16 protein-coding genes and 1 tRNA gene are annotated in these 21,006 nt (G+C 69.5%); 7 read left to right on the top strand and 10 right to left on the bottom strand.

Going from position 1 to position 21,006, the window contains the following annotated elements:
- Positions 1–486 precede the first annotated feature (486 nt).
- The 4 genes from ppsR to EBL85_RS02055 all read left to right on the top strand — a co-directional run bounded on the left by ppsR (position 487) and on the right by EBL85_RS02055 (position 4,584).
- Positions 487–1,920 carry a transcriptional regulator PpsR gene (gene ppsR / locus EBL85_RS02070; RefSeq protein WP_123140041.1) on the top strand — a complete coding sequence of 478 codons (1,434 nt, stop codon included), beginning with the start codon at positions 487–489 and terminating at the stop codon, positions 1,918–1,920.
- A gap of 181 nt (positions 1,921–2,101) precedes the next feature.
- Positions 2,102–3,007 (top strand): chlorophyll synthase ChlG, encoded by a 906-nt coding sequence (gene chlG / locus EBL85_RS02065; RefSeq protein ID WP_123139969.1) that lies wholly within the window; start codon positions 2,102–2,104, stop codon positions 3,005–3,007.
- Positions 3,008–3,106: 99 nt separating this feature from the next.
- Positions 3,107–4,297 carry a geranylgeranyl diphosphate reductase gene (locus EBL85_RS02060; RefSeq protein ID WP_062272407.1) on the top strand — a complete coding sequence of 397 codons (1,191 nt, stop codon included), beginning with the start codon at positions 3,107–3,109 and terminating at the stop codon, positions 4,295–4,297.
- Positions 4,298–4,314: 17 nt separating this feature from the next.
- Positions 4,315–4,584 (top strand): hypothetical protein, encoded by a 270-nt coding sequence (locus EBL85_RS02055; protein ID WP_123139970.1) that lies wholly within the window; start codon positions 4,315–4,317, stop codon positions 4,582–4,584.
- 19 nt (positions 4,585–4,603) lie between these two features.
- Here EBL85_RS02055 and EBL85_RS02050 read toward each other — a convergent pair whose 3' ends face one another.
- A complete protein-coding gene (locus EBL85_RS02050; protein WP_223806024.1) occupies positions 4,604–6,763 on the bottom strand; it encodes a GAF domain-containing protein in 2,160 nt (719 codons plus the stop codon).
- A 305-nt stretch (positions 6,764–7,068) separates the two neighbouring features.
- Between EBL85_RS02050 and EBL85_RS02045 the strand changes: the two genes are divergently transcribed.
- Positions 7,069–7,145 (top strand) — tRNA-Arg (locus tag EBL85_RS02045).
- Positions 7,146–7,249: 104 nt separating this feature from the next.
- Here the strand turns inward: EBL85_RS02045 and EBL85_RS02040 are convergent.
- The 7 genes from EBL85_RS02040 to queA form a co-directional block, all read right to left on the bottom strand.
- Complete coding sequence (locus EBL85_RS02040) at positions 7,250–7,990, bottom strand: type III pantothenate kinase (protein ID WP_341777148.1); 741 nt, start codon at positions 7,988–7,990, stop codon at positions 7,250–7,252.
- Positions 7,990–8,988, bottom strand: coding sequence for a bifunctional biotin--[acetyl-CoA-carboxylase] ligase/biotin operon repressor BirA (gene birA / locus EBL85_RS02035; RefSeq protein ID WP_123142036.1), 999 nt, complete (start codon positions 8,986–8,988; stop codon positions 7,990–7,992). Before birA ends, EBL85_RS02040 begins: the two co-directional genes overlap by 1 nt.
- Positions 8,989–8,998: 10 nt before the next feature.
- Positions 8,999–10,843 (bottom strand): M61 family metallopeptidase, encoded by a 1,845-nt coding sequence (locus EBL85_RS02030; protein ID WP_123142035.1) that lies wholly within the window; start codon positions 10,841–10,843, stop codon positions 8,999–9,001.
- A 278-nt stretch (positions 10,844–11,121) separates the two neighbouring features.
- Complete coding sequence (locus tag EBL85_RS02025) at positions 11,122–11,394, bottom strand: RNA-binding protein (protein WP_005221201.1); 273 nt, start codon at positions 11,392–11,394, stop codon at positions 11,122–11,124.
- Positions 11,395–11,674: 280 nt separating this feature from the next.
- Entirely contained in the window at positions 11,675–13,003 is a 1,329-nt protein-coding gene (locus tag EBL85_RS02020) for a DEAD/DEAH box helicase (protein ID WP_123139975.1), read from the bottom strand.
- 295 nt (positions 13,004–13,298) lie between these two features.
- Positions 13,299–13,700 carry an H-NS histone family protein gene (locus EBL85_RS02015; protein WP_123139976.1) on the bottom strand — a complete coding sequence of 134 codons (402 nt, stop codon included), beginning with the start codon at positions 13,698–13,700 and terminating at the stop codon, positions 13,299–13,301.
- Between the two features lie 353 nt (positions 13,701–14,053).
- Entirely contained in the window at positions 14,054–15,112 is a 1,059-nt protein-coding gene (gene queA, locus EBL85_RS02010; RefSeq protein ID WP_123142034.1) for a tRNA preQ1(34) S-adenosylmethionine ribosyltransferase-isomerase QueA, read from the bottom strand.
- Between the two features lie 348 nt (positions 15,113–15,460).
- Between queA and EBL85_RS02005 the strand changes: the two genes are divergently transcribed.
- Positions 15,461–16,669 (top strand): exo-beta-N-acetylmuramidase NamZ domain-containing protein, encoded by a 1,209-nt coding sequence (locus EBL85_RS02005; RefSeq protein ID WP_123139978.1) that lies wholly within the window; start codon positions 15,461–15,463, stop codon positions 16,667–16,669.
- An 18-nt stretch (positions 16,670–16,687) separates the two neighbouring features.
- Positions 16,688–18,907, top strand: a complete 2,220-nt coding sequence (locus EBL85_RS02000) for a patatin-like phospholipase family protein (protein WP_123139979.1) — start codon at positions 16,688–16,690, stop codon at positions 18,905–18,907.
- Here EBL85_RS02000 and EBL85_RS01995 read toward each other — a convergent pair.
- Together EBL85_RS01995 and EBL85_RS01990 are read right to left on the bottom strand one after the other, a co-directional pair.
- Positions 18,904–20,334, bottom strand: a complete 1,431-nt coding sequence (locus EBL85_RS01995) for a HAMP domain-containing sensor histidine kinase (protein WP_338086182.1) — start codon at positions 20,332–20,334, stop codon at positions 18,904–18,906. The two genes, EBL85_RS02000 and EBL85_RS01995, sit on opposite strands and share 4 nt — an antisense overlap.
- Complete coding sequence (locus EBL85_RS01990; RefSeq protein ID WP_062272425.1) at positions 20,331–21,005, bottom strand: response regulator transcription factor; 675 nt, start codon at positions 21,003–21,005, stop codon at positions 20,331–20,333. Before EBL85_RS01990 ends, EBL85_RS01995 begins: the two co-directional genes overlap by 4 nt.
- Position 21,006: the final 1 nt, after the last annotated feature.

Raw genomic sequence — 21,006 nt, 5'->3', positions numbered from 1 at the left:
CCAGGATGCGTCAACCAAACTTTACGTAAACCTGACTTGACAACCCGGCACAAGCCACCACAATAGGGTTGCGAGTCCAACGAGGCCGCTCGCGATGCCCCGGCATCAGCGTGCACGGTACGTTCGGCATGGCCCGTCCAGACCGGCGACCGCCTCCTCATTGAGCTCGAGAGTTGAGAGGGCGGGCCTCGATCCATTCGCAGTATCGAATACGGAGACGAGCCCGCGCGTCGCGCCTTGGCTTGGTTTCCGTCGAAACACCTGATTTCGGCAGCGAGCATCGCGCATCCGGGCCTGATTTGTCACCCCCCGCGTGCGCGCGCCGGGCGACTTCTGGAGGTCTCGGTGCGTGGCAAACGGGCTTCAGCGCCCGGGGTGCCGGGAGGCTTGTTGATTCATATGGGATCTCGTTCGGTGAGCCTGCCACTGCGGCCCTGACGTGGAACCTGCTAAACGCGCCCATAGGCAGTGGAGGGTCTGGTCGCCGTGAGTCCGTTCAGAGACCCAAGGGAATCCCTGGGCGTCCTCAACGCCGAAACAGCGGCGCTGTTAATCGAAGGCACAGCGGACATCGCCATCGTGATCGACGACCAAGGCGTAGTGAGCGATATCGCATACGGGAGTGACGATCTCTCCTCGGAGTTCAGCGACGAGTGGATCGGCCAGCCGTGGCTGGCGACCGTCCTCCCGGAGAGCCGCCCCAACCTCGAGGCGCTGCTCGCCGAGGCCGAGCACGATGCCATCACCCACTGGCGCCAGGTCACCCACCCCACCGCGCGCGGCACCGACATCCCGGTGCAGTATCGCGCGATGCGTCTCGGCGAGGACGGTTCGGTGGTGGCGCTCGGACGCAACCTCCAGGGGATCGCCGCACTGCAGCAGCAACTGGTCGACGCCCAGCAGGCGCTCGAGCGCGACTACTGGCGCTTCCGCCAGGTCGAGACCCGCTACCGGCTGCTGTTTCGCATGGTCTCCGAGGCCATCCTCATCATCGACGCGCCGACCCAGCGCGTGGTCGAGGCCAACCCGGCCTCGGGCCAGCTGCTCGGCGAGGCGCCCGCACGGGTGATCGGTCGCCCCTTCCCCGAGGGCTTCGACGCCGACAGCACCCAGGCCATCAACGGCCTGCTCGCCGGCGTGCGCGCCGCCGGGCGGGCCGACGACGTGCGCGCCCGGCTGCTCGACAGCGGTCAGGAGTTCCTGGTCTCGGCCTCGCTGCTGCGCCAGGAGAACGTCTCCTTCCTGCTCGTCAGACTCTCGCCGCTACCGGCCGACAGCAGCTCGGGCACAGCCCACCCGGAGACCAGCTCGCGCTATCTGCGGGTACTCGAGAACGCCCCCGATTGCGTCGTCATCACCGATGGCGATGGGCGCATCCTCACCGCCAACGGCACCTTCCTCAATCTCGCCGAGGTGGCCACCGAGCAGCAGGCCCGCGGCGAGTCGCTCGACCGCTGGCTGGGCCGCCCCGGTGTCGATCTCAACGTGCTGATGGCCAACCTGCGCCAACACGGCACGGTGCGGCTGTTCGCCACCACCCTGTGCGGCGAGTACGGCTCGACCACCGAGGTCGAGATCTCGGCGGCGGCCATCCGCAACGGCGAGCGCCCCTATTTCGGCTTTTTCATCCGCGACGTCGGTCGCCGACTCGGCGCCGAGCCGGCCCCCACCCCGGAACAGCCACGCTGGCTCGAGCAACTCACCGAACGCGTCGGTCGGGTGCCGCTCAAGGAGCTGGTGCGCGAGTCGACCGACACCATCGAGCGACTCTGCATCGAGGCGGCGCTCAAGCTGACCGGGGACAACCGCGCCTCGGCCGCCGAGTTGCTCGGCTTGAGCCGCCAAAGCCTGTACGTCAAAATCGACCGCTACGGCATCACCGATCAAGCGTCCGAGGCCACGGCGCCGGACAAGAAATAGCGCCGACCTCGACACCCATGCAGCCCGACCCGATCATCACCGCGCGCAGCGTCGGCGCCTCCCGGCGGCGCCTGCACCCCTGCCCCGGGCCGAGACACGCACCCAGTTCCACCCACGACCGCATGGCGGCATCCCCGGCCGGATCGCCGCCGCGCCCCCTGATAGGCTTTAGGTTTCCGGCATGAATCAATCGACGCTGTCCGCCACCCCCAAGCGCCCCGCCTTGCCCGCGGTACTCGAGGTCCTTCACCCCATCACCTGGTTCCCGCCGATGTGGGCCTTCGCCTGCGGCGTGGTCTCCTCCGGCGCGCCGATCCTCGACCAGCTGCTGGTGGTGTTCGCCGGCATCCTGCTCGCCGGGCCGCTGATGTGCGGCACCAGCCAGGTGGTCAACGACTGGTACGACCGTCATGTCGACGCCATCAACGAGCCCGATCGCCCCATCCCCTCCGGGCGCATCCCCGGCAATTGGGGCTTCTATCTGTCGCTGATCTGGACCGCCGCCTCGCTGCTGCTCGCCTACGCGCTCGGCCCCTGGGTGTTCGGCGCCTCGCTGGTCGGCATGGCCCTGGCCTGGGCCTACAGCGCCCCGCCCTTCCGCCTCAAGGGGAACGGCTGGTGGGGCAACCTCGCCGTCGGCATCTCCTACGAGGGACTGGCCTGGGTGACCGGCGCGGCGGTGATGATCGGCGGCGCCATGCCCGACTGGCAGATCCTCGTGCTCGCCCTGCTCTACAGCATCGGCGCCCACGGCATCATGACCCTCAACGACTTCAAGGCGATCGAGGGCGACATCAAGATGAACGTGCGCACCCTGCCGGTACAGCTCGGCGTCGACCGCGCCGCTCAGCTCGCCTGCGTGGTCATGGGGCTGCCGCAGGCGATCGTGATCGCGCTGCTGTTCTCCTGGGACAAGCCGGCGCACGCCATCGCCGTCGGCGTGGTGCTGCTGATCCAGGTCGGACTGATGATCCGCTTCCTCGGCGACCCGCGCGCCCGCGCCACCTGGTTCAGCGGACTCGGTGTCAGCGTCTATGTCACCGGGATGATGATCAGCGCCTTCGCGGTGCGCGCGCTGGCCGGCTGATCCGGCGCCGCCGCCCGCCCCGCGCAGCAACCTCAACCCGGGGCGCCGGTGTACCGCGAGCGGCGGGCACAGGCGCCTCCCAACCAGGGTAGGACCCTCATGACTGAGCTCGAAACCTTCGACGTGGTGGTGATCGGCGGCGGCCCCGCCGGCGCCACCGCCGCCACCGACCTGGCCAAGCGCGGCCGTTCCGTGCTGCTGCTCGACCGTCCCGGGCGGATCAAGCCCTGTGGCGGCGCCATCCCGCCGCAGGCGATGCGCGAATTCGACATCCCCGAGGCCCAGCTGGCCACCCGGGTCTATTCCGCACGCATGGTCGCGCCCTCCAACCGCACCGTCGACATGCCGATCGACGGCGGCTATGTCGGCATGGTCGACCGCAAGGACTTCGACGAGTGGCTGCGCGAGCGCGCCGCCGAGCACGGCGCCACCCGTCTCGACGCCACCTTCGAGGCGATCGAGCGCGACGCCGACGGCACCGCCCTGGTGCGCTACCGCCCCGGTCAGGGCCGCGATTCGGGCGAGCCGCTGCAGGTGCGCGCGCGTGCGGTGATCGGCGCCGACGGCGCCCACTCGGCGGTGGCCAAGCAGTGCGTGCCCGGCGCCGAGAAGATGAAGTACGTCGCCGCCTATCACGAGATCGTACGCACCCCCGAGGGCTTCGACGGCACCCGCTGCGACGTCTACTACCAGGGCGACATCTCCCCCGACTTCTACGGCTGGGTCTTCCCCCACGGCGACACCATCAGCGTCGGCGTCGGCACCGAGATCAGCGGTTTCTCGCTGCGCTCGGCCTGCACCGAGCTGCGCAAGCGCGCCGGACTGGCCGAGGTCGAGACGCTGCGCTGCGAGGGCGCGCCGATCCCGCTCGAGCCGCTGCGCTGCTGGGACAACGGTCGTGACGTGGTGCTCGCCGGCGATGCCGCGGGCGTGGTCGCACCGGCCTCCGGCGAGGGCATCTACTACGCCCTGCTCGGCGGACGTCTGGCCGGCGAGGCGGTCGAGGAGATGCTGGCCACCGGCAAGGCCTCGGCGCTCAAGCTCGCACGCAAACGCTTCATGAAGGATCACGGCCGGGTGTTCTGGATCCTCGGCATCATGCAGCGCTTCTGGTACGCCAACGACAAGCGCCGCGAGCGCTTCGTCAGCATCTGCGCCGACCCCGACGTGCAGTACCTGACCTGGGAGGCGTACATGAACAAGCGTCTGGTGCGCGCCAAGCCGACGGCGCACATCCGTATCTTCTTCAAGGACCTCGCCCACCTGCTCGGCGTCGTCTCGCCGCGCTGAACCAGGGGCCGGGCGTCGTGGAGTCGCTGTTCACCAGCGCATTGGTGATCGACCTGATCCTCGGGCTGATCGCGCTCGAGGCGCTCGCGCTCGCGCTCATCCACCGCTGGTCCGGCAAGGGACTGCCGCCGGCGGAGGTGATCGGCTTCCTGCTCTCCGGGGCCTTCCTGATGCTGGCGCTGCGCGCAGCCCTGACCGATGCCTGGTGGGGCTGGGTGGGGCTGTGGCTGACCGCCTCGCTGTTCGCCCACCTGTTCGATCTGATCCGACGCTGGCGCGACCACTGAAGCGCGCCCGAGCGGTGTCTCAGTGACCCGGCGTCCCGTCACCCTCGTCACGCCCCTCGCCGTCCTGGCGCTGGGCGGCATACCACAGCAGCCGCTCGAGCAGCGTGGTGGTATGACTCACCGAATGTTCGAAGCCCTCGAACACCGCAGGCACACGCTCCAGATCGACCCCGTCGGCGACCTCCTCGGCGGCGAGTCGGGCGTTGCCGATGATCGCGGCGAACAGTTCGCGATAGCGTTCGCCGTCGCCGCCGCACAGCGGCGCGCTGGTACGGTGTTGGCGCGCGGCGATCCCGGCATGGAGCCGCTGGCGGGCATCCTCGGCGGCCTTGATACCGGTGAGGTCGGTGAACAGGAACATGAAGCCGAGCACCCGCCCCGGCGCCGAGAACACCGGGTCGGCGCGTAACAGCACCGGGGTCTTGCGCCCATCGGCGCCACACACCTCGAGCTCGGCGTGCCAGGGCTGGTAGTCGTCGCGGAGCGCGGACAGCGCGGCACGCACCGTTGCAGGATCGCTCACCAGTCCGGGCAGCGCGTCGAGAGACTCCAGACGTCCGGCGCCGAACAGCCGCTCGAGCGAGCGGGTGGCCAGTACCAGCCGCCCCTCGGGATCGGTGATCAGCATCGGCTGATCGGAGATCCGCACCCGCGCCTGGGCCTCGGCGAGCTGCGCCTGGGCGATCAGCAACCGTACCGAGCGGAACTGCTGGAGCACGTCGGTCACCGATTCACCCAGCAACCGGGCGATGGCCGTCTGCCCCGAGTTCCAGGGCACCGCCCGGCCGCGCACCTCGCGCTGCTCACCGGCGAGCGCCGGGGCGCGGTTGAGTTCAGCCCCATCGGCACAGAGCAGCGGGCTGGCGCCGAGGATCAGGGTCCGCACCCGCTCGGGGCGAAACCACACCAGGTACTCGCCGCAGCCGCTCGACAGCGGCACCGCCAGCACCCCGCTGGCGGTCTCCTTGAGCGTGGCGAAGCGCGGGTCCTCGCGCATCAGCGAGGAGGTGGCGATCACCGCCGCGCGCGGCTGGCGATCGAGCCAGGCGCGGATGCGCAACAGTCCACCCTGCTCCGGGACCCGGCCCAGGGTCTGCAGCTCACCGTCACAGAACAGCGCCGCGCCGCTCGCCTCGAGGCTCGCGAGCAGGGCATCACCATCGGTGACCAGCGCCGAGCGCCAGTCGCCGCTGCACGAGATCGCCTCGATCATCCCCCGCTCGAGGCGCCGCACCGCCAGCTCCGCCTGCTCCTGGATGAAGCTCTCCAGTGCCGCGATACGCGTGGCCACGGTCTCGGCGAGCAGCTCGCAGAGCGCGCGGATCTCGTAGTGGACGAAGCGCGGCGTGCGATGGTGACAGGCGATCAGACCCCACAGCCGTCCGCCCACCACCAGGGAGACGACCAGGGTGGCGCGCACGTCCATCATCTTGAGGATCTGGATGTGCAGCGGCGAGACACTGCGCAGGGTGCACAGCGACAGGTCGAGCGGCTCACCCAGAGGATGCATCGGCTGCAGCGGCACCGGCACGCTGTCGACATCGACCAGCAGCCGCACCCGTGGGCGGCGCCCCGGCTGGCGCGCCATCCGCGGCACGCAGGCCTCGGGATAACACTGGCCGAGATAGGCCGGCAGCGCCGGCTCGCGCGCCTCGGCGAAGACCTCGCCGTGACCGGCCTCGTCGAGCCGGTAGAGCATCACCCGGTCGTAGCCGGTGAGCCGCTTGAGGGTCGCGACGACCTCCTCGCCGAGCGCCCGCACCGAGGGCGCGGCGATGATCCGCTGCAGCGCCTCCTCGACCCGCCCGGAGAGTTGGAGCGACGGACCGGCGGGTTCGAGTTCGAGCACCAGCAGACCGCTGCCCGGTCGGTGTACCAGCACGTCGAACTCGGTCGCGTCGGCACCCAGGCGGCAGCGCAGCGCCAGCGCCACCGGGTTGAGCGGCGCGTCCAGATGGGGGCGCAACCGCTCGACCAGATCCTCCCCCAGCCAGCCGAGCCGGTGCCCGGGCAGCGCATCGTCGAGCCCCAGCATCCGCCGCGCATTGGTGCTCGCCTGCAGGATCTCGAGATCCTGCTCGCGCACGCTGATCAGGGCACCATGGGGCTGGATGGTCTGGATCGAATGCAGTGATTCGGGGTCACGACCCTCCGACCCGGCGATCGTGAACCTGGTCAAGGCGGAGAAACTGACACTCACAGACGGTAAACCTCCGTGCTCGGCGCCTGCCCGTGGCCACGGACGGCGGGGCAGGGCCTGCAGGCGGTGCGGGACTGGGCGGACGAACCGCCGCCCCGAACATCCGCCCGATGTCGGCGCCGACGGCGCACGACCGGGATTCGCAACCGGGCGCCGAGGGTCAGCAAGGGCACCCCAGGCCCGGACATCTCAGACGATGGTACGTGAGCGACCCCAGGCATACCAGCGGGAGCACGGTCGACGTGACCCTCCGTCGCGCCTGAGTTACCATAATCGACTGACCCGCCCTCGTAGCTCAGCCGGATAGAGCAATCGCCTCCTAAGCGATAGGTCACAGGTTCGAATCCTGTCGAGGGCACCATCCCCCAGGCACCGGGACATCTCGCCGGCGGCCAGTATACCAGCCCCCCGCCGACACCCCGGCCGTGACCCGCGCCGCCTGCGACCGCGCGCCGCCATGCCCGACTATGCCTGCCGGGCTCCGACCCGCGCCAGCCCGCGCAGCACCAGGTCGGGCACCGCCTCCCAGGGACGATCGAGCTGCCCGGCGAGCCGCGGCGCATCCCCCCCGGTCAGCAACAGCCGAGGCATCTCGCCGGTCTGCGAGACGAACTGGTCGTAGAGCCGGGTGGCAACGCCCAATACCGCTTGCAGGCTGCCGGCGGCCACCGCCGCACCGGTATCGCGCGCCCAGGACTCACCGCTCGGCTCGGCGGTGATCCGCGGGATCGCGGTGCCGGCGAGCAGACTCGCGCGCATCATCTCGATCCCCGGCAGGATCACCCCGCCGAGATGCTCGCCGTCGGCGGCGAGCAGATCGAAGGTCACCGCGGTACCGGCATCGAGAACGAGCTTGGCGCCCTCCCCCTCGGCCTCGGCCGCGACCAGTCCCAGCCAGCGATCGACGCCGAGCCGGCTCGGCTCGTCATAGGCGATGCGCAGCCGCCCCCAGGTCGCGCGCGTGGCGACGAACTCCGGCTCGAGCGCCCAATAGGCGCGACTCACCCGACTCAGCGCCTCGGCCACCGCCGCGCCGCCGACATTGCTCACCAGCACGCGCTCGGGGCGCGGCGCCAACCGCTCCCAACTCGCCAACAGATCGAGCGGGATGCCGCCGTCGTGGCGCACCACCCCGACCTCGCCGAGCCCCTGCTCGTCAGCCAGGGTCCAGCGCAGATTGGTATTGCCGATATCGAGCAGCAACATCATCGGCCCTCCTCCGCGACCGGCCGCAGACTGACCTCGCCGGCCTGGAAGCGGCGCACCCCCTCGGCGGTCTCCAGTCGCAGCGCGCCATCGCTCTCGATCCCGGCATAGCGACCACGGATCACCCGCTCGCCGAGGTGCAACGCCACCGGCTGGCCGCGCAAGGTGTCGAACCGCTCCCAGCGTGCGAGGAAGGGGGCGAGACCGGCGCGCTCGTAGTCTGCCAGCGCCTCGAGCAGCGCCTCGGCGAGCCGCCCGGCCAGCGCATTGCGCACGCCCTCGACCTCGGCGGGCAAGGCCTCGGCGAGCGTCACCCAGGGCTGGTCGATCGCCGCCCCCTGGTCAGCCGCCATGCGCAGATTGATGCCGATGCCGACCACCAGATGGCTCGGTCCTTGCGACTCGCCGGCGACCTCGAGCAACAGCCCGGCGAGCTTGCGTCGCTCCCAGAGCACGTCGTTGGGCCACTTCAGCGCCACCCCTTCGACCCCGAGCGCGGCGAGCTGCTCGGCCACCACCACCCCGGCGACCAGGCTCGAGGCACCGAGCGCGGCCGGCGCCAGCGGCGAGCGCCACAGCAACGAGCCATAGAGATTGACCCCGAAGGGCGAGACCCAGGTCCGCCCCCGCCGCCCGCGCCCGGCGCTCTGCTGCTCGGCCAGACACAGGGTCGCCGAGGGCGCCCCGGCGGCGGCCTCGCGCATCAGCCAGGCGTTGGTCGAGTCGATCTGGTCATGGATGTCGAGCCGGGCGAGCCGCGCGCGCCCCTGTTCGGACATCGCCGCGAGCAGGCGCTCGCGCTCGAGCAGCTCCAGCGGCTGGGCGAGACGGTAGCCGCGCCCGCGCACCGATTCGAGCGCCAGGCCGAAGCGCTCGGCGGCCTTGCGCAACGCCTTCCACACCGCCGCGCGGGTGATGCCGAGGTGCGCGGCGACGGCCTCGCCCGAGTGCACCTCGCCGTCGGCGAGCAGCCGGATCAACGCGATCTGACGATCCATCCCCGCCCCCTCAGACATGACTGGCCAGCCAGGCCGCGCGCGCTGCCTGCGCAGCGGCATCGGCCTCGGGCAGCAGACGCAGCTCGCAGGTGTCGGCCGGGGCCGGCTGCGGACGCACGGCGAGTTCGAGCAGCTCGTCGTCGCGGAAGACGTGCAGCGACACCGGCGCATCCAGCGCACCGAGCGCGGCCACCGCGCGCTCGAAGTCATCGGCGCCGATCCGCAGCCCATCGAGCGCGACCAGCCGGTCGCCGGGGGCAAGCCCGGCGCGCTCGCCCGGCGAGCCGGCGAGGACATGGCGCACCACCCCCTCGGGCGCACCCGGCGCCAGGCGCACCCCAAGGGTGGCCGAGGCCTCGACCGGGTCGAAGCGCTCGACACAACCGCCGAGATCCTTGCCATCGCGCGCCGGGCGCAACCGCATCTCGATCCCCAGGGAGGCGAACAGCGGCGCGAGATCGAGCTCGTCGGTGGAATCGAGCGCGGTGGCGAAGAAATCGCCCAGCTCGAGCCCGCCGACCTCCTCGGCCAGGGCCTCGATACCGCGCTCGGCGACACCGACCCCGGTCCGTCCGTGGCGGGTCCAGAGCGCGCGCATCACGGTATCGAGCGAACAGGCCCCGGCGCTGCGCTGGCGCAGCGTCAGATCGAGCGCCAGCGCCACCAGCGCGCCCTTGAGGTAATAGCTGACGATGACGTTGGGCGCACTCTCGTCCTGCTTGTAGAAGCGGGTCCAGGCATCGAAGCTCGACCCGGCCAGGGTCTGCAGATGCCGTCCCGGGTTGCGCTGCAAGCGGGTGATGGCGTTGGCGAGCAGGCCGAGATAGGTCGCGGTGTCGATACGACCGCTGCGCACCAGCGCCAGCTCGTCGTAGTAGGAGGTGATGCCCTCGAAGGCCCACAGCAGACGGGTGTGGACCTCGTGCTCCAGACCGCCGTCGATCAGCGCCTGGGGACGGATGCGCTTGACGTTCCAGAGATGGAAGTATTCGTGACTGCACAGCCCGAGGAAGCGGACATAGCCCTCGCGCGGCGGACGGTCGCGCTCGGCGCGTCGCGGCAGATCGGCGCGGGCGCACATCAGGCTGGTGGAGAAGCGGTGTTCGAGCCCACCGTAACCGGCGCCGGTGACGCTGGTGAGGAACAGATAGCGGTCGAGCGGCAGTTCGCCGAACAGCGCCGCATGCTCGCGGCAGATGTGCTCGAGGTCCTCGACCAGCCGCTCACCGTCGGCGCGATGCTGCCCGCTGAGCACCATGCGATGGGGTACGCCGTCGACATCGAAGGGGATCTCGGTAAACCGCCCCATCTCCACCGGATGGTCGATCAGGTCGGCATAGTCATCGGCGAGATAGCGCCCGAAGCCGCGCGCATCGACCGACTCGGGCCGGCAGGCGCAGGCCAGGTGCCAGTCGGCGCGCCCCTCGCCCGGCGGCGGCAGCAGCTCGAGCGCGCAGGGGCGCTCATCGGCGCCGTCGACCCGCAGCAACAGCCCGGGACCGTTGAAATAGGCATGGGTGGCATCGAGATGACAGCCGCGCACCGAGCGATCCCAGGCATGGACCCGATAGCGTACCCGCGCCGTGGCGACCGGCCGGTCGGCGACCCAGGTCTGCTTGTCGTGTTTCTCCAGCGCGAGCGGCGCACCCTCGCCATCGCTGGCGGCGATCTCGACGAGATTGCGGGCGAAGTCGCGGATCATATAGCTGCCCGGGATCCACGCCGGCAGACTCAGGCGCAACATGGCGGGCGCAGCGCGGGACAGCAACAACTCGACCTCGAAGAGATGGGCCTCGGGGTCGACAGGATGAACACGATAGGTCAGATCGACCGGTTGATTGCGGGTTTCAGGCATGGTCCGAAGGATTGCAGCGGATGAAGACGCCGCTACGGTAGCAGATGCCCAGGGTGCACGCAGCGTCCGGGATGCCGGGGGAGGCCCGTCGTGACACCAGCCCGACTGACGGGTGGAGGTGGAGCCTCGGCAAGCGGGTCATGTTGGGGAGGAGCAGGTCGGGGTCGGACGACCCCGCCTGATGGCGGACCGGGGATGGTCCGCCGGGCGTCCCGCCGACACCTCGGCAGGACACCGCGGGGGAGCGGCGGCAGCGCCCCTCCCCCTGAGGCGACGCCTTACCAGCGCGGTCCGCGAGACGGACGCTCACCACGGGGCTTGGCCTGGTTGACCTTCATGTTGCGCCCCTTGAGCGGGGTGTCGTTGAGGGCCTTGATGGCGGTATCGGCCTCGGAGTTGTTAGGCATCTCGACGAAGCCGAAACCCTTCGACTCACCGGTGAACTTGTCGGTGATCAAGTTCACGCTGGAGATCTCACCGTAGGCGGCGAACACGGCCTGAAGTTCTTCCTGAGTCACGCCGTAAGCGAGATTGCCAACATAAATATTCATATTCGGGATATCCATACGAGCGCGCATTGAAGAGAAAGAGAACAGCCGAAAAATCAACGCGCAACTGATTCGACAGTTTTTGTCTCCACCGTTGGAGACCAGGCCCACGTCTTCGGTACCGGCAACGGGGCATCCGGAATGGTGATCCGGAGCGATTGTCACGAGGCCGGCGTCCGATGTCCGGCGCGTCCGATCAACGGACGACGACCTGACGGCAGCGCACGGAAGCGCTGCATTGGGGCCAAGGCGGATGGACGCACCACCCGCCGATACGGACCGATCAGGCCCGTGTCGAGCCGCCTTGGCCGAGCCGGGCGCGCTTGGCGCCCTGACCGGACCGCGACTTGGATGCAGGACGCCCGGAGCGCTCCCGCTGTGCATTGCCGCCGTTACCCCGGCCGCCATTGCGACCGCCCGAACGACGGTGACGACCGCCCCGACCATGATCGAGGGTCTCGCTCGCCGGCGCCTCGGCCGAGGGCTCGAAACCGGCAACCGGCTGGAGCACGATCTCACGCTTGATCAGACGCTGGATGCCATTGAGCAGCTTGCGCTCGTCATGGCTGACCAGCGACAGCGCCCGACCACCGGCACCGGCGCGACCCGTGCGTCCGATGCGGTGAACGTAGTCTTCGGCAACGGCGGGCAGCTCGAAGTTCACCACCTGGGGCAGGTTGGCGATGTCGATGCCGCGCGCGGCGATGTCGGTCGCCACCAGCGCCCGCACCCGCCCCTGCTTGAACTCGCTCAGCGCTCGAGTGCGCGCCGACTGACTCTTGTTGCCATGGATCGCCGCTGCGGCAATCCCCTCGCGCCCCAGATACTCGGCCAAGCGGTTGGCACCGGCCTTGGTCCGGGTGAACACCAGCGCCTGCTCCCAACCCTCACGGTGGAAGAGATGGGCCAGCAGCTCACGCTTGCGCGACTTGTCGACCGGGTGCGCACCCTGCTCCACGGTCTCGGCGGCGGTATTGCGCCGGGCGACCTCGACCAGCTTGGGCTGATGGAGGATGCCGTCGGCGAGGCGCCGGATCTCGTCGGAATAGGTCGCCGAGAACAGCAGGTTCTGACGTTGCTTGGGCAGCAGCGCGAGCACCTTGCGGATATCGTGGATGAAGCCCATGTCGAGCATCCGATCGGCCTCGTCGAGGACCAGGATCTCGACCGCGGACAGGTCCAGGGTGCGGCGCGCGGCATGATCGAGCAGTCGCCCCGGCGTGGCCACCAGGATGTCGACGCCGCGCCGCAGTCGGTCGACCTGCGGCTGCATGCCGACACCACCGAAGATCACCGTCGAGCGCAGCGACACCTCACGACCATAGGCCTGGAAGCGCTCGCCGATCTGTGCCGCCAGTTCGCGAGTCGGCGACAGCACCAACGCACGGGGCAGGCGTCGTCCACCATTGCTCTTGCGGGCCGCGAGCAGCTGCAGTACGGGAAGCGCGAAGGCCGCCGTCTTGCCGGTGCCGGTCTGGGCGCCGGCGAGCAGATCATGGCCCGCCAGGACCGCAGGGATGGCCTGCTCTTGGATCGGGGTCGGGCGTGCATAGCCCTGACCTGCCACGGCACGCAGCAGATCGGCCCGCAGGCCGAGCGAATCGAAGGACATGAAGACTCCTGAAACCAGCCTAACCCAAGTCTTGAATGCTGGGGCCGGTCTAGGCAAAAAAGAGGGAGGACGTTCGAGGGTGAGGCCTTGATGGCAAGGTCGGTTCAGCCGCGAGACGACGCATCGACCGGTTGATGCGATGGATGCAGTCTACGCGCTCGGCAAGACGAAAGCCAGCGATCCATTGCAATGATCTCATCCATGAGCTGAAAACACGTCGAACCCGCCTCCGCATCGTCCGCGGCCTGCGCGGATGATATCCAGCGGCGCGGAAGGACGGAGGCGAAGCGATGCATCAACCGTTCTTGACCTGCAGATAGGTCTTTTTGAAGGTGTCGCGATCTTCCTTGGAGCTGTGGTCGAGACCCTTTTCCGTCATCTTGTCCTTCATCCAGCGCGGCAGCACGCCACGGACATAGACGTTTTCCGGGTTCTCGGGGTCGAAGTACTCGGTGTACTGGCGCGAGCCGGAGGACTTGCGGGCACCAGTGCGGCGGGGCTTCTTCCCATCGAGCAGCTCGACGATCTCGGCGAGATCATAGCCGCGCTGCTGAATCAGGTCGCGGACCTCCTGGGCCACTTCCTTCTTCGCCTCGCGACGACGGATCTCGAGTGCGCGCTTGAGCTCGGACTGCTTGCTCTCGGCCTCTTCCAGCTGGCGCCGGATTTCCTCGACGCTAAGGTTAGCGTACTCCACGTGGTCTACCTCCAATGGGGTTAGGGTGTTTTTCTTTGATGGACGCAAAAGACAGAATCTGCGCGCACCGCGTAATTTATTCGATTTATTACAAAAGTCAAGCAAAGACCTTTTATTGACCGGCCTTTTTAACTATAAAAAAACAACCACGACATCCGCTCATGCGCCTAACCGGCCATAGAGTGAACGATAAAGAACCCCCTCCTCCAGCAAATGCGGCATCCCGGCAATCTCACAAGGGGATTGCCATCGCACATTGACGAAAGGCGGGTTGATTTGGCAGGAAAAGATGATGCCGCCGGGGCGATGTCGTACACGAAAGAAGACATCTAGCTCCCCCGAACGACACCGACTCATTCAATGAGTGGAGGCTGGCGACTCGGATCCTCGCGCATGGCGGCAAGAAACATGGCATCGCCATAGCTGAAGAAGCGATAACGTTCGGCCACGGCATGACGGTAGGCCGCCATCATCCGCTGATACCCGGCAAAGGCGCACACCAGCATCAGCAGGGTCGACTCGGGCAGATGGAAATTGGTGACCATGGCATCGACCACGCGGAAGCGATAACCCGGACGAATGAACAACCGGCTCTCGCCGCGATAAGGACGCAGCTCGCCGCCGGCCGCTGCGGTCTCCAGCGCTCGCACACTGGTGGTGCCGACGGCGATCACCCGAGCGCCACGGGCGCGGGTCTCGGCCACCCGCGCGCACAGCGCCTCGTCGACCTCCAACCACTCCGAGTGCATGTGGTGCTGGTCGAGATCATCGACCCGTACCGGGCGGAAGGTCCCGGCACCGACATGCAGGGTGATCTCGGCACGCTCGACGCCGCGCGCATCGAGCCGATCGAGCAACGCCTCATCGAAGTGCAACCCGGCCGTCGGCGCCGCCACCGCGCCGGCATTGCGCGCATAGACGGTCTGATAGCGCGACTCGTCGGCGGCCTCGTCGGCGCGGGTGATATACGGCGGTAGCGGCATGTGCCCGAAGCGCTCCATCAATACCGCGAAGTCGTCATCGAGTGCGCGCAGCCGGAACAGGTCATCATCACGTCCGATCACCTCGATGCGCGGCACGCCGTCGATCGAGAGCCGGGCGCCGGGCTTGGGCGACTTGCTCGCGCGCAGATGCGCCAGCGCCACCCCGGGCTCGACCACCCGCTCGATCAGCAGCTCCACCCGCCCGCCGGTCTCCTTGACGGCGAACAGACGCGCGCGCATCACCCGGGTGTTGTTGAACACCAGCAGATCGTTCGGTCGCAGCAGCGCGGGCAGGTCGAGAAAGCGTCGGTCACTCGGCCGCTCGGCCCCGGCCTCGAGCACCAGCAGGCGCGAGGCGGCACGCTCGGCGAGCGGATACTGCGCGATCAACTCGTCGGGAAGATCGAAATGGAAGTCTGAACGGCGCATCGCTTGGCAGTGCAAAAGAGATCGAGGGTCGACGGATAGCCACCGACCGGGAAACAGGGGCACGAGACGCCGCGAACACGGCATCTCGCACGAATACGAAAGCATGGGGACCACCGTCACGCCCGATCGGGCCGACGACATCCTTGCGGTCAGCGCACGACGTCTGGTCGCGACCGGGCCGCGCCGCCAGGAACTCGGCGCGACGAAAACGGATCATTGTCGCCGATCGGCGCGCACTTGTCCTTGGCCGGGATCAATCCAGCACCAAGCGGACCAGGCTCCATAGGCGATGGCCCGGACTCTGGTCTAACATGCCCGCTCCATCGCAACCGGCATCACAGCACCGAGATGATCAGCTACGGAATCGACCGCCTGCTCGCCGAGCCCGAGCTGCGCCGCCCACTGCACGGCCGGCGCCTCGCCCTGCTCGGCCACGCCGCCTCGCTGAGCGCCAGCGGCCAGCACAGCCTCGACGCCCTGATGGCGCTCCCCGACCTCGACCTGGTGGCCGCCTTCGGTCCTCAGCACGGGATGCGCGGCGACAAGCAGGACAACATGGTCGAGACCCCGGACGAGCGCGACCCGCGTCACGGCATCCCGGTCTACAGCCTCTATGGCGAGGCGCGCTATCCGACCGCGCGGATGCTCGAGAGTTTCGACGTGCTGCTGGTCGACCTGCAGGACGTCGGCACCCGCATCTACACCTACATCACCACCCTGGCCTATCTGATCGAGGCCTGCGCCCGCCACGGCAAGGCGCTGTGGGTGCTCGATCGCCCCAACCCCGCCGGGCGCCCGATCGAGGGCAGCATCCTCGAGCCGGGCTGGGAGAGCTTCGTCGGCGCCGGGGCACTGATCATGCGCCACGGTCTCACCCTCGGCGAGCTGGCGCGCTGGTTCGCCGCGCGCGGCGGGCACGATCTCGAGCTCGAGGTGGTCGAGATGCAGGGCTATCGGCCCGAGCAGGGGCCCGGGTTCGGCTGGCCGTTGCACCAGCGCCCCTGGGTCAACCCCAGCCCCAACGCCGCCAGCCTCAACATGGCGCGCTGCTATCCCGGCACCGTGATGCTCGAGGGCACCACCCTCTCCGAGGGACGCGGCACCACCACCCCGCTGGAACTGGTCGGCGCCCCGGACCTCGACTTCAACCGCATCCTCGCGCGGATGGAGGCGCTGTGCCCGGCCTGGACCCGCGGCGCACTGCTGCGTCCCTGCTGGTTCGAGCCGACCTTCCACAAGCACCAGGGCGCGCGCTGCGCCGGGGTGCAGATCCACACCGATCAGGCCGGCTACGATCACGGCGCGTTCCGCCCCTACCGGCTGATCGCGCTGTTGTTCAAGGCGCTGCGCCTGGAGTCCCCCGACTATCCGCTGTGGCGTCACTTCGCCTATGAGTACGAGCACGAGCGCCTGGCCATCGACCTGATCTGCGGCGGCCCGCTGCTGCGCGAATGGGTCGACGACCCCGCGGCCACCCCCGCCGATCTCGAACGGCGCCTGAGCGCCGACGAGCACGCCTGGCGCGAGCAGATCGAGCCGCTGCTGATCTACCCCTGACCCCGGGAGGAGCCCCGCGTGCGCACCACCGTCGCCATCCTGCTGACCCTGCTGGGCCTCGCCGCCCCGGCGCTCGCCGAGACACGACCGGCGATCGGCCTGGCGCTCTCCGGCGGCGGCGCGCGCGGCGCCGCCCATGTCGGCGTGCTGCGCGAGCTCGAACGCCGCCGCATCCCCATCGACTACATCGCCGGCACCTCGATGGGCGCGGTCGTCGGTGGACTCTATGCCATGGGGATGTCGCCCGACGAGATCGAGCGGACGATCGAGGACATCGACTGGACGGCGATCTTTCAGGACGAGCCGGCCCGTGCCACGCGACGGATGCAGCGCAAGCTCGAGGACCGGAGCTTTCTGATCAAGAGCCGCCCCGGGGTCGACGAGGAGGCCGGGCGGGTCAACCTGGTACCGGCGCTGATCCAGGGCCAGCGGCTGGAACTGGCGCTGCGCGAGTATACCCTGCCGGCCACCGCGATTCACGACTTCGACCGTCTGCGCATCCCCTTCCGCGCCATCGCCACCGATGTCGTCAGCGGCGAGGCGGTGGTGCTCGGCGGCGGTGATCTGGCCACCGCGATCCGCGCCAGCATGGCCGTCCCCGCGGTGTTCGCCCCGGTCGAGATCGGCGAGCGACTGCTGGTCGACGGCGGGCTGGCGATGAACCTGCCGATCGGGGTGGTGCGCGAGATGGGCGCCGAGATCGTCATTGCCGTCGACATCGGTGGCCCGCGCCGCGATCGCGAGTCGATCACCGACGTGCTGGAGATGCTCGATCAGGTCGCCAGCCTGGTGACCTGGCGCAACACCCAGGCCGAGATCGCCACCCTGGGCCCGCGCGACCTGCTGCTCACCCCGCCGCTCGGGCGCCGGGTGCTGGCCAGCGACTTCGACAAGATGCTCGAGGCGATCGCCATCGGCGAGCAGGCCGCGCGCGCCACCGGGGCGCCGCTCGACGCCCTCGCCCTGCCCGCGGCGCGCTATGCCGCCTACCGCCAAGCCCACCGCCGCGCCGACTACCAGGCGCCAGTGATCACTCGGCTCGGCATCGACAACGACTCCGGGCTCGACGACGCCGTGCTCGCCCGGCGCATCCAGGTCACCCCCGGCGAGCGGTTCGACCCCGAGACGCTCGCCGAACAGATCGAGCGGGTCTACGACCAGGACGTGTTCGAGACGGTGCGCTACCGCATCGAGCCCGAACCGGGCGACGACGAGCGCGCCGCGCTGCACATCAGCGCGCGCGAGAAGCGCTGGGGCACCAGCTCGCTGCAGGGCGGGCTGGAGCTGAGTTCGAGCGGAGGCGGCAACTCCCGCTTCAACCTCGGCGCGGCCTATACCAAGGCCCCGCTCACCGATCTCAACGGCGAGTGGCGCACCGAGATCCGGCTCGGCGAGGAGCCGGGCATCCTCTCCAACCTCTATCTGCCGCTCGACCCCGCCGAGCGCTGGTTCGCCGGGCTGGGCGTCGGCTATCTCTCCGAGAGCCTGACCCTGTTCGACCCCAGCGCCCAGGACGCGCCGCTCGCCGAGTACCAGCTCAACCGGTTCGGCGCCAACGTCAAGCTCGGGCGCAATCTCGGCGACTGGGGCCGGATCGCGCTCGGCTACGCCCACTATCGCGGCGACGCCGACCTGCGCGTCGGCGATCCCGGCTTCGGCGGCTACAACTTCGACGTCGGCGCACTCGAGTTCAGGTTCGACATCGACACCCTCGACAGCGCCAACTTCCCCGCCAGCGGCTGGGCCGCGAGCGCCTTCGGCGAACACTCGCGCACCGCACTCGGCGCCACCAGCAACTACGACCAGGCCGGGATCGAGCTGGTGCACGCCCTGGGGCGCGGTCGTCACCGCCTGATCACCGCGCTGACCCTGGCCGGCAACTTCGGCGGCGAGACCCCGCTGCACGCCTACTACCGGCTCGGCGGCTTCCTCAACCTCTCCGGCTTCAACCAGCTCGAACTCTCCGGGGCCAACCTCGGGCTGGCGCGCGCGATCTATCTCCACGCCTTCGACACCGGGCTGGTGCCGACCTATGCCGGCGCCTCGCTCGAGGTCGGCAACACCTGGGCGCGGCGCGGCGACATCGGCGCCGACAGCCTGCGTCTGGGCAGCAGCCTGTTTCTCGGCGCCGACACCCCGATCGGCCCGCTCTATCTCGGCTACGGCTATGCCGACGGCGGCAACGACGCCCTCTATCTGTTCCTCGGTCGTCCCTGGAACCGGGCGCTGATCCACTAACCCTGGGGCGGCGCGGCGAAGTACAGCAGCGCGCGCAGCCCGGGCCGGTTGTCCTCGAGCACCACCCGCGCCCGATGCAGCTCGGCCACCGCCCGCACCAGACTCAGCCCCAGCCCGCTGCCCGGGGTCGAGCGGCTGTCGTCGGCGCGGAAGAAGCGGCGGAACACCGCCTCGCGCAGCGCCTCCGGGATGCCCGGCCCGTCGTCGGCGACACCGATGCAGGGGGCGCCATCGCGGGTGTCGAGACGGATCACGATGGCGCCCTCGGGCGGACCGTACTTGATGGCGTTGTCGACCAGATTGGCGAGCGCCTGGAACAGCAGGTCACGATCGCCGGCGAGCGTCGCCGGGGCGGCGATCTCCAGGGTCAGGCGCTGACCGCGCTCGGCGGCCACCGGCTCGTAGAGCTCGCGCAGATCCTCCAGCAGCGCCGCCAGCGCCACCGGGGCGAAGGCCGCGCGGCGTCCGCCCGACTCGATCCGGGCGATGCGCAACAGCGCATTGAAGGTCGCCAGCAGCTCGTCGGCGTCGGCGATCGCGGTCTCGGCCAGCGCCCGCGCCGCCTCGGGGTCGTCGAGCGCGGCGGCGAGCAGCTCCAGCCGGGTGCGCAGCCGGGTCAGCGGGGTGCGCAGGTCGTGGGCGATGTTGTCCGAGACCTGCCGCACCCCGGCCATCAGCCCCTCGATACGATCGAGCATCTGGTTGAGGTTGCGCGCGAGCTGATCGAAATCGTCGTCGCTGCCGCCGAGCGGGATGCGCCGGGCCAGATCGCCGGCCATGATCTCGCGACTGGTGTGGTTGATCGCCTCGAGCCGGCGCACCACCCCGGCGCTCATCAGCCAGCCGCCGAGCAGCGCCAGCGCGGCGGTCATCGCCACCCCCCAGTAGAGCGCCCGCTCGATCAGGGTGCGCGTCGCCTCCAGCTCGCGGATGTCGCGCCCGACCAGCAGCCGCAGCCCGCCGCGCAGCCGGAACACCCGCGCCCGCGCGGCGTGCGCCGCACCGACATCATCGGGACCGCGCTCGCGCAGCCGGAAGCGCACCCAGCCCGACTCATCCGGGGTGTCGGCCGGCCAGCGGTCGAGGTTACCGAGGATCCACTGGCGCCGGGCATCGACCAGCAGATAGACGCTCGCCCCGCTGGGATCGCGACGGATGCGCTCCTCGATCAGTGTGCGCAGACCGGCCAGCCCGCGCTGGCGGTACTGCTCGGCCAGCCCCCGCACCTCGGCGGCGATGGTGGCGTCGGTCTGGCGGTCCATGTACCCGGCCGTCGACCAGTAGATGAAGCCGAGCAGGATCGCCGCCGAGGCGCAGGCGAGCAGGACGTGGAGCAGCGCGAGGCGAAAGATCGAGCTGTGGAGGATACGCCCGACCCGGCGCCGCGCCCGCGACCAGGTCGCCTGCGCCAGACGCATCGGGCTCATGCGGCGCGGATCATGTAGCCGGCGCCGCGCACCGTGTGCAGCAACGGGGTCGGGAAGTCCTTGTCGATCTTCGCCCGCAGCCGGCTGACATGGACGTCGATGACATTGGTCTGGGGGTCGAAGTGATAGTCCCAGACATGCTCGAGCAGCATGGTCCGGGTCACCACCTGACCGGCATGGCGCAGCAGGTACTCGAGCAGGCGGAACTCGCGCGGCTGCAGCACGATCGCGCGTCCGCCACGGGTCACCTCGCGCGCGAGCAGGTCCATCTCCAGATCGCCCACCCGCAGCCGCGTCTCCGGCGCCTCGCCGCCACCGCGCCGCAACAGCGCCTCGAGCCGGGCGTGCAGCTCGGAGAAGGCAAAGGGCTTGGTCAGATAGTCATCGCCGCCGGCGCGCAGCCCCTCGACGCGGTCGTCGACCTCACCGAGGGCGCTGAGGATCAGCGCCGGGGTGTGATCGTCGGCGGCGCGCAGGGTGCGCACGATCGCCAGTCCGTCGAGCCCGGGGAGCATGCGATCGACGATCAGCGCGTCATAGCCGCCGCCGGCCGCCTGCAGCAACCCCTCGCGACCATCATCGGCATGGTCGACCAGGGCGCCGATCTCGCCCAGCGCCTTGCGCAGATAATCGGCCATCTGCGCATCATCCTCGATCAGCAGGATCCGCATC

Origin of the sequence: Marichromatium sp. AB32 (assembly GCF_003718675.1) — a bacterium.
GTDB classification, from domain to species: domain Bacteria; phylum Pseudomonadota; class Gammaproteobacteria; order Chromatiales; family Chromatiaceae; genus Marichromatium; species Marichromatium gracile.
Note: the sequence above shows the minus strand (reverse complement) of the source record. Positions and strands in the feature narration are given on the sequence as shown.

Excerpts from the sequence above, each read along its gene's own strand:
- chlG (WP_123139969.1), top strand. The coding sequence starts at position 2,102 with ATGAATCAATCGACGCTGTCCGCCACCCCCAAGCGCCCCGCCTTGCCC.
- EBL85_RS02060 (WP_062272407.1), top strand. The coding sequence starts at position 3,107 with ATGACTGAGCTCGAAACCTTCGACGTGGTGGTGATCGGCGGCGGCCCC.
- EBL85_RS02040 (WP_341777148.1), bottom strand. The coding sequence starts at position 7,990 with ATGTTGCTGCTCGATATCGGCAATACCAATCTGCGCTGGACCCTGGCT.
- birA (WP_123142036.1), bottom strand. The coding sequence starts at position 8,988 with ATGGATCGTCAGATCGCGTTGATCCGGCTGCTCGCCGACGGCGAGGTG.
- EBL85_RS02030 (WP_123142035.1), bottom strand. The coding sequence starts at position 10,843 with ATGCCTGAAACCCGCAATCAACCGGTCGATCTGACCTATCGTGTTCAT.
- EBL85_RS02025 (WP_005221201.1), bottom strand. The coding sequence starts at position 11,394 with ATGAATATTTATGTTGGCAATCTCGCTTACGGCGTGACTCAGGAAGAA.
- EBL85_RS02020 (WP_123139975.1), bottom strand. The coding sequence starts at position 13,003 with ATGTCCTTCGATTCGCTCGGCCTGCGGGCCGATCTGCTGCGTGCCGTG.
- queA (WP_123142034.1), bottom strand. The coding sequence starts at position 15,112 with ATGCGCCGTTCAGACTTCCATTTCGATCTTCCCGACGAGTTGATCGCG.
- EBL85_RS02005 (WP_123139978.1), top strand. The coding sequence starts at position 15,461 with ATGATCAGCTACGGAATCGACCGCCTGCTCGCCGAGCCCGAGCTGCGC.
- EBL85_RS01995 (WP_338086182.1), bottom strand. The coding sequence starts at position 20,334 with ATGAGCCCGATGCGTCTGGCGCAGGCGACCTGGTCGCGGGCGCGGCGC.
- EBL85_RS01990 (WP_062272425.1), bottom strand. The coding sequence starts at position 21,005 with ATGCGGATCCTGCTGATCGAGGATGATGCGCAGATGGCCGATTATCTG.